This is a genomic window from Burkholderia sp. LS-044, from assembly GCF_004803625.1.
Lineage (GTDB): Bacteria > Pseudomonadota > Gammaproteobacteria > Burkholderiales > Burkholderiaceae > Burkholderia > Burkholderia cepacia.
The window spans coordinates 75,683-82,605 of the sequence record NZ_SSWO01000026.1 but is presented as its reverse complement, the minus strand read 5'-3'; the positions used below and the strand labels follow the sequence as shown (position 1 = coordinate 82,605).

The following is a 6,923-nucleotide window of genomic DNA, read 5'->3' as shown; positions in this document are numbered from 1 at the left end:
GAGGAACTTCGTGTTTCCCGGCAGCGCTGCGTTTTCAGCAGCAGAGAAGCGAGATTATGAACCGTGTTTCGCAGCTCGTCAACAACTTTTTACACTACATCGTTGCGACTGCGGGGCTCAACTTCCAGGCCAGCCGCGCGCCCAAGACTGCAGCACACCACCAGCTTCGCTTCCCCTTCCGCGCCGTGTTTCCGTTAGCGCGAAAGAGGCGTGATTCTAAGCACCCGCCCCCATCTACGCAAGCCCTTTGTGAAAATATTTTGAGAAGGCCCCCGTGCGCTGGCGCGCACGGGGGCTGGGGCTCGGCGGGCCGAGGGTTATTACACCGACAACCGATACCAGCCAGGCACCGGGCCACCTACCTCGGGCAGCGCAATCAGCGGTGCTTGAACACCGGCTTCCGCTTTTCAACGAATGCCGCCATCCCCTCCTTCTGATCTTCGGTCGCGAACAGCGAATGGAACAGCCGGCGCTCGAAGTGAACGCCCTCGGCCAGCGTCGTCTCGTACGCACGGTTCACCGACTCCTTGACCATCATGACCGCCGGCAGCGAAAACTCGGCGATCGTCGCCGCAGCGGCAATCGCCTCGTCGAGCAGCGTCGCGGCCGGCAGCACACGCGACACGAGCCCCGCACGCTCCGCTTCGGCTGCATCCATGAAGCGGGCCGTCAGGCACATATCCATCGCCTTCGCTTTCGACACCGCGCGCGGCAGACGCTGCGTACCGCCCGCACCCGGCATGACGCCCAGCTTGATTTCCGGCTGGCCGAACTTGGCCGTATCCGCCGCGAAGATGATGTCGCACATCATGGCCAGCTCGCAGCCACCACCCAGCGCAAAGCCCGACACCGCCGCAATGATCGGCTTGCGGATTTCGCGAACCGTCTCCCAGTTACGTGTGATGTAGTCGCCCCGGTAGACATCCATATAGGAATAGGTCGCCATCATGCCGATGTCCGCGCCAGCCGCGAACGCCTTCTCGCTCCCGGTCACGACGATCGCGCCGACGCCATCGTCCGCATCGAACGCCTTCAGCGCATCACCCAGTTCATCCATCAGCGCATCGTTCAGCGCGTTCAGCGCCTTCGGACGGTTCAGCGTAACCAGCCCGACACGCCCCCGGGTCTCCACCAGGATGTTCTCGTAAGCCATCTATTTCTCCTCGATCAATGAAATGAGAAACGCCTCGCACATGCGAATAGTTTGATGCTACCATTCTCCGACCAACCGGTCGGTTAATTAATCGATCCAACCCCTCTCATCGTCCATCAGGCTGCCGCCATGACCCATGCACTGTTCACGAAGCACGAAGACACGCTAAAGCACGCACTCGCCGCCATCGAGAGCCGCGGGTACTGGAGCCCGTTCGCCGAAATGCCGAGCCCCAAAGTGTACGGGGAAAGCGCGAACGCAGATGGCGAGGCCGCGTTCAAGTCATACCTCGACAAGACGTTCGTACTCGACCAGCCGGCGTCCGGAGAAACGGTCGACGCGGAACGGTCGCCGTACGGCATCGCGCTGGGCATCCGGTATCCGAAGTCGACGCCCGACGAACTGATCGCCGCCGCTGCCGCCGCGCAGCGTTCATGGCGTGAAGCCGGCCCGAGCGCCTGGATCGGCGTCAGCCTCGAAATCCTCGCGCGCCTGAATCGTGCGAGCTTCGAGATCGCCTACAGCGTGATGCACACTACGGGGCAGGCATTCATGATGGCGTTCCAGGCCGGCGGCCCGCACGCGCAGGATCGCGCGCTCGAGGCAGTTGCCTATGCGTGGGACGAACTGCGCCGCATTCCGGCCGATGCGCACTGGGAGAAGCCGCAAGGCAAGAACCCGCCGCTCGCGATGCACAAGCGCTACACGATCGTCCCGCGCGGCACCGGCCTCGTACTCGGCTGCTGCACGTTCCCGACCTGGAACGGCTACCCGGGATTGTTCGCCGATCTGGCCACCGGCAACACCGTGATCGTCAAACCGCATCCGGGCGCGATCCTGCCTCTCGCAATCACGGTCCGGATCGCTCGCGACGTGCTGCGCGAAGCCGGCTTCGATCCGAACGTCGTCACGCTCCTCGCGACCGAACCCAACGACGGCGCACTCGTTCAGGATCTCGCGCTGCGCCCCGAGATCAAGCTGATCGACTTCACCGGCAGCACGCAAAACGGCACGTGGCTCGAGCGCCATGCCCACCAGGCACAGGTCTATACGGAGAAGGCAGGCGTCAACCAGATCGTGATCGACTCGACCGACGACCTGAAGGCCACCGCCAAGAACATCGCGTTCTCGCTGGCGCTGTACTCCGGCCAGATGTGCACGGCACCGCAGAACATCTACGTGCCGCGCGACGGCATCCGGACGGCGGACGGCCATGCCAGCTTCGACGAAGTCGCACAGGCAATCGCCGTTGCAGTGCAGAAACTCACCGGCGATCCGGCCCGCTCGGTCGAACTGATCGGCGCGATCCAGAACGAAGGCGTGACCGCACGCATCGACGACGCCCGCCAGCTCGGCCGCGTGCTCGCCGACAGCCTTACCCTCCAGCACCCCGCGTTCCCCGATGCCCGCGTGCGCACACCGCTCGTGCTGCAACTCGACGTGGCCGATCGCGAGAAATTCACGCAGGAGTGGTTCGGCCCGATCTCGTTCGTGATCGCAACCGACTCGACCGCGCAGTCGCTCGATCTCGCCGGTGAGATCGCGGCAGAACATGGCGCGCTGACGCTCTCCGTCTACAGTACCGACGAAGCCATCGTCGATGCTGCACACGATGCGGCGGTGCGCGGCGGCGTCGCGCTGTCGATCAACCTGACCGGCGGCGTGTTCGTGAACCAGTCGGCAGCGTTCTCGGATTTCCACGGCACAGGCGCGAACCCGGCAGCCAACGCGGCGCTGGCGGACCCGGCATTCGTCGCCAACCGGTTCCGCGTCGTGCAAAGCCGCGTCCATGTTGCGCCGAAAGCGGCACCCGCGGAAGCCGGTCAACCTGCATAACCCGAATGGTCGACGTGCAAACGCCGCCACGTTCTCTACCATGAACGAATCCGCCACCCGGCGGGTTCGTTGCTCATCGATACGCCCATGACAGACGCCTATATCTGCGACGCGATTCGCACCCCCATCGGCCGCTACGGCGGCGCCCTGAAAGATGTCCGCGCCGACGACCTCGGTGCGGTACCGCTCAAGGCGCTCGTGGAGCGCAACCGTGACGTCGACTGGTCAGCGATCGACGACGTGATCTACGGCTGCGCGAACCAGGCCGGCGAGGACAACCGCAACGTCGCGCGCATGTCCGCGCTGCTAGCGGGGCTGCCGACCGCCGTGCCCGGCACGACGCTGAACCGCCTGTGCGGCTCCGGGATGGATGCGGTCGGCACTGCTGCGCGCGCGATCAAGGCCGGGGAGGCGCGCCTGATGATCGCGGGCGGCGTCGAGAGCATGACACGCGCGCCGTTCGTGATGGGCAAGGCCGCGAGCGCATTCGCGCGCCAGGCCGACATCTACGATACGACGATCGGCTGGCGCTTCGTCAATCCGTTGATGAAACAGCTGTATGGCGTCGATTCGATGCCTGAGACGGCCGAGAACGTCGCGGTCGACTACAACGTCAGCCGCGCCGACCAGGATCTGTTCGCGCTGCGCAGCCAGCAGAAGGCTGCGCGTGCGCAGCAGGACGGCACGCTCGCCGAGGAAATCGTCGCGGTCACGATTCAGCAGAAGAAAGGCGATCCGCTGGTCGTCTCGCGCGACGAGCACCCGCGCGAAACGTCGCTCGAAGCGCTCGCGAAGCTGAAGGGCGTCGTGCGCCCGGACGGTTCGGTGACGGCCGGCAACGCATCGGGCGTCAACGACGGTGCGTGCGCGCTGCTGCTCGCCAATGCACAGGCAGCGGACCAGTACGGCCTGCGCCGCCGCGCACGGGTCGTCGGAATGGCGACGGCCGGCGTCGCGCCGCGCGTGATGGGCATCGGGCCCGCACCGGCCACGCAGAAACTGCTGCGCCAGCTCGGCATGACCATCGACCAGTTCGACGTGATCGAGCTGAACGAGGCGTTTGCGTCGCAAGGTCTGGCGGTGCTGCGCATGCTCGGCGTCGCCGACGACGATCCGCGCGTGAACCCGAACGGCGGCGCAATCGCACTGGGCCATCCGCTCGGCGCATCGGGCGCGCGGCTCGTGACCACGGCGCTCCACCAACTCGAGCGTACGGGCGGCCGCTTTGCGCTCTGTACGATGTGCATCGGCGTCGGCCAGGGTATCGCGCTCGCGATCGAACGCGTGTAACCCACGCACCGCGCGCCTATAACGAAGTCGTGAAGGAGACACTGCATGTCCTATCAGGCGATTCAGCTGGATATCGATCGCGCCTCGAACGTGGCCACGATTACCCTCAACCGCCCCGACAAGCTGAACAGCTTTACGCGGGCGATGCATCGCGAGCTGCAGTCGGCACTCGATGATGTCGAGGCGGCCGGTGCGCGCGCGCTGATCCTGACTGGCGCGGGGCGCGGCTTCTGCGCTGGCCAGGACCTGGCCGATCTCGACTTCACGCCGGGCGCGTCCACCGACCTCGGCGCGCTGATCGACGAGCACTTCAATCCGCTGATCCGCCGCCTGCAGCGTCTGCCGATTCCGGTCATCGCCGCCGTCAACGGCACCGCGGCCGGCGCCGGCGCGAACCTCGCGCTCGCGTGCGATCTCGTGTTCGCCGCCCGCTCGAGCAGTTTCATCCAAGCCTTCGTCAAGATCGGGCTCGTACCCGATTCGGGCGGCACATGGTTCCTGCCGCAACGCGTCGGCATGGCACGCGCGCTGGGGCTCGCGCTGACCGGCGACAAGCTCGGCGCCGAACAGGCCGAGCAATGGGGCTTGATCTGGCGCGCGGTCGACGATGACACCCTCGCTGCGTCAGTCCGCCAGCTCGCCACCCAGCTTGCGCAGCAGCCGACGCTCGCGATCGCATCGATCAAGCAATCGATGCGCGACAGCGTCACGAACACGCTCGACCAGCAACTCGACCAGGAACGCGACCTGCAGCGCAAGCTCGGTCAGTCGTACGACTATGCGGAAGGCGTGAAGGCGTTCATCGAGAAGCGCGCACCGCGCTTCGAGGGGCGTTGACATGACGGACGCCACTGCCACGCTCGACCCCGACTCGCTCGCCCGTGCCGCCGCGCGAGCCATGTACGACGCCGACGCATGCAGCCGCGCGTTCGGGATGGAAATCGCCGAAGTACGCGCCGGCTACGCGCGCCTGCAAATGCGCGTGCGGCCCGAATTCCTGAACGGGCATCAAACCTGCCATGGCGGGATCATCTTCACGCTGGCCGATTCAACGTTCGCGTTCGCATGCAACTCGTACAACGTGAACGCAGTCGCGGCCGGCTGCTCGATCGAATTCCTGCGCCCCGTGCACGGTGACGACGTGCTGACGGCCGAGGCGATCGAGCAGACACGCGCCGGCCGCCAAGGGATCTACGACATCCGCGTCACGAACCAGACCGGAGAAACCGTCGCGATGTTTCGCGGCAAATCGGCCCAGATCAAGGGTACGGTCATCCCGGAAGACCGCTGACGTCGACGGCTCGCACATAACAAACACTGGAGACATGCATGACTACCCCGCTACCGCTCGAGCCGATCGAGACCGCCTCACGCGACGAGCTGACCGCGCTGCAGCTCGAACGCCTCAAGTGGTCGCTCCGGCATGCGTATGACCACTCTCCCGTCTATCGTCGCAAGTTCGACGACGCGGGCGTGCATCCGGACGACCTGAATACGCTCGCCGATCTGTCGCGCTTCCCGTTCACGACGAAGAGCGACCTGCGCGACAGTTACCCGTTCGGGATGTTCGCGGTGCCGCAGGACCAGATCTCGCGCATTCATGCGTCGTCGGGCACGACCGGCAAGCCGACGGTCGTCGGCTATACGGCCGGCGACATCGACACATGGGCGAATCTCGTCGCTCGCTCGATCCGCGCCGCCGGTGCGCGCCGCGGCGACAAGGTGCACGTGAGCTACGGCTACGGCCTGTTCACAGGCGGGCTCGGTGCGCACTACGGCGCCGAACGCGCGGGGCTGACCGTGATCCCGTTCGGCGGCGGCCAGACCGAAAAGCAGGTGCAGCTGATCCAGGATTTCCGGCCCGACATCATCATGGTGACGCCGAGCTACATGCTGTCGATCGCCGACGAAATCGAGCGCCAGGGTCTCGATCCGGTGCAGAGTTCGCTGCGCATCGGCATCTTCGGCGCGGAACCGTGGACCAACGACATGCGCGTCGCGATCGAGCAGCGGATGGGCATCGACGCGGTCGACATCTACGGACTTTCCGAAGTGATGGGCCCCGGCGTCGCGTCCGAATGCGTCGAGACCAAGGACGGCCCGACCATTTGGGAAGATCACTTCTATCCGGAAATCATCGACCCTGAAACCGGCGAAGTGCTTCCGGACGGCGAACTCGGCGAGCTCGTGTTCACGTCGCTGACGAAGGAGGCACTGCCGATCGTCCGCTACCGGACCCGCGATCTCACGCGGCTGCTGCCTGGCACTGCCCGAACGATGCGCCGGATGGAGAAGATCACGGGGCGTTCGGACGACATGATGATCGTGCGCGGTGTCAACGTGTTCCCGACGCAAATCGAGGAGCAGTTGCTCAAGCAGCGCGCGCTCGCACCGCACTACCAGATCGTACTGACAAAGGAAGGCCCGCTGGACGTGCTGACGCTCAATGTCGAGCCCTGTCCGGAGACTGCGCCCGATACGGCGGCGATTCATGCGGCCAAACAGGCGCTCGCACACGACATCAAGTCGCTGATCGGCGTGACGGCCGTAATCAACGTGCTGCCCGTGAACGGGATCGAGCGTTCGGTCGGCAAGGCGCGACGCGTCGTCGACAAGCGCAAGGGCTGACGGCAATCGCTGCGCG

General features: G+C 65.4%; 6 protein-coding genes. 5 read left to right on the top strand and 1 reads right to left on the bottom strand.

Annotated elements, in window-relative coordinates; all coding sequences use genetic code 11:
- Positions 1-376 precede the first annotated feature (376 nt).
- Positions 377-1,153: an enoyl-CoA hydratase gene (locus tag E9536_RS38415; RefSeq protein ID WP_027788461.1), complete on the bottom strand. Its 777-nt coding sequence runs from the start codon at positions 1,151-1,153 to the stop codon at positions 377-379.
- A gap of 129 nt (positions 1,154-1,282) precedes the next feature.
- Between E9536_RS38415 and paaN the strand changes: the two genes are divergently transcribed.
- The 5 genes from paaN (at position 1,283) to paaK (ending at position 6,907) form a co-directional block, all read left to right on the top strand.
- Positions 1,283-2,989 (top strand): phenylacetic acid degradation protein PaaN, encoded by a 1,707-nt coding sequence (gene paaN, locus E9536_RS38410; RefSeq protein ID WP_136472773.1) that lies wholly within the window; start codon positions 1,283-1,285, stop codon positions 2,987-2,989.
- Between the two features lie 87 nt (positions 2,990-3,076).
- Positions 3,077-4,279 carry a 3-oxoadipyl-CoA thiolase gene (pcaF, locus tag E9536_RS38405; protein ID WP_136472771.1) on the top strand — a complete coding sequence of 401 codons (1,203 nt, stop codon included), beginning with the start codon at positions 3,077-3,079 and terminating at the stop codon, positions 4,277-4,279.
- Between the two features lie 45 nt (positions 4,280-4,324).
- Positions 4,325-5,116, top strand: a complete 792-nt coding sequence (paaG, locus tag E9536_RS38400) for a 2-(1,2-epoxy-1,2-dihydrophenyl)acetyl-CoA isomerase PaaG (protein ID WP_021156977.1) — start codon at positions 4,325-4,327, stop codon at positions 5,114-5,116.
- A gap of 1 nt (position 5,117) precedes the next feature.
- Entirely contained in the window at positions 5,118-5,570 is a 453-nt protein-coding gene (gene paaI, locus E9536_RS38395; protein WP_136472769.1) for a hydroxyphenylacetyl-CoA thioesterase PaaI, read from the top strand.
- Between the two features lie 38 nt (positions 5,571-5,608).
- Positions 5,609-6,907 carry a phenylacetate--CoA ligase PaaK gene (paaK, locus tag E9536_RS38390; RefSeq protein ID WP_136472767.1) on the top strand — a complete coding sequence of 433 codons (1,299 nt, stop codon included), beginning with the start codon at positions 5,609-5,611 and terminating at the stop codon, positions 6,905-6,907.
- Positions 6,908-6,923 lie beyond the last annotated feature (16 nt).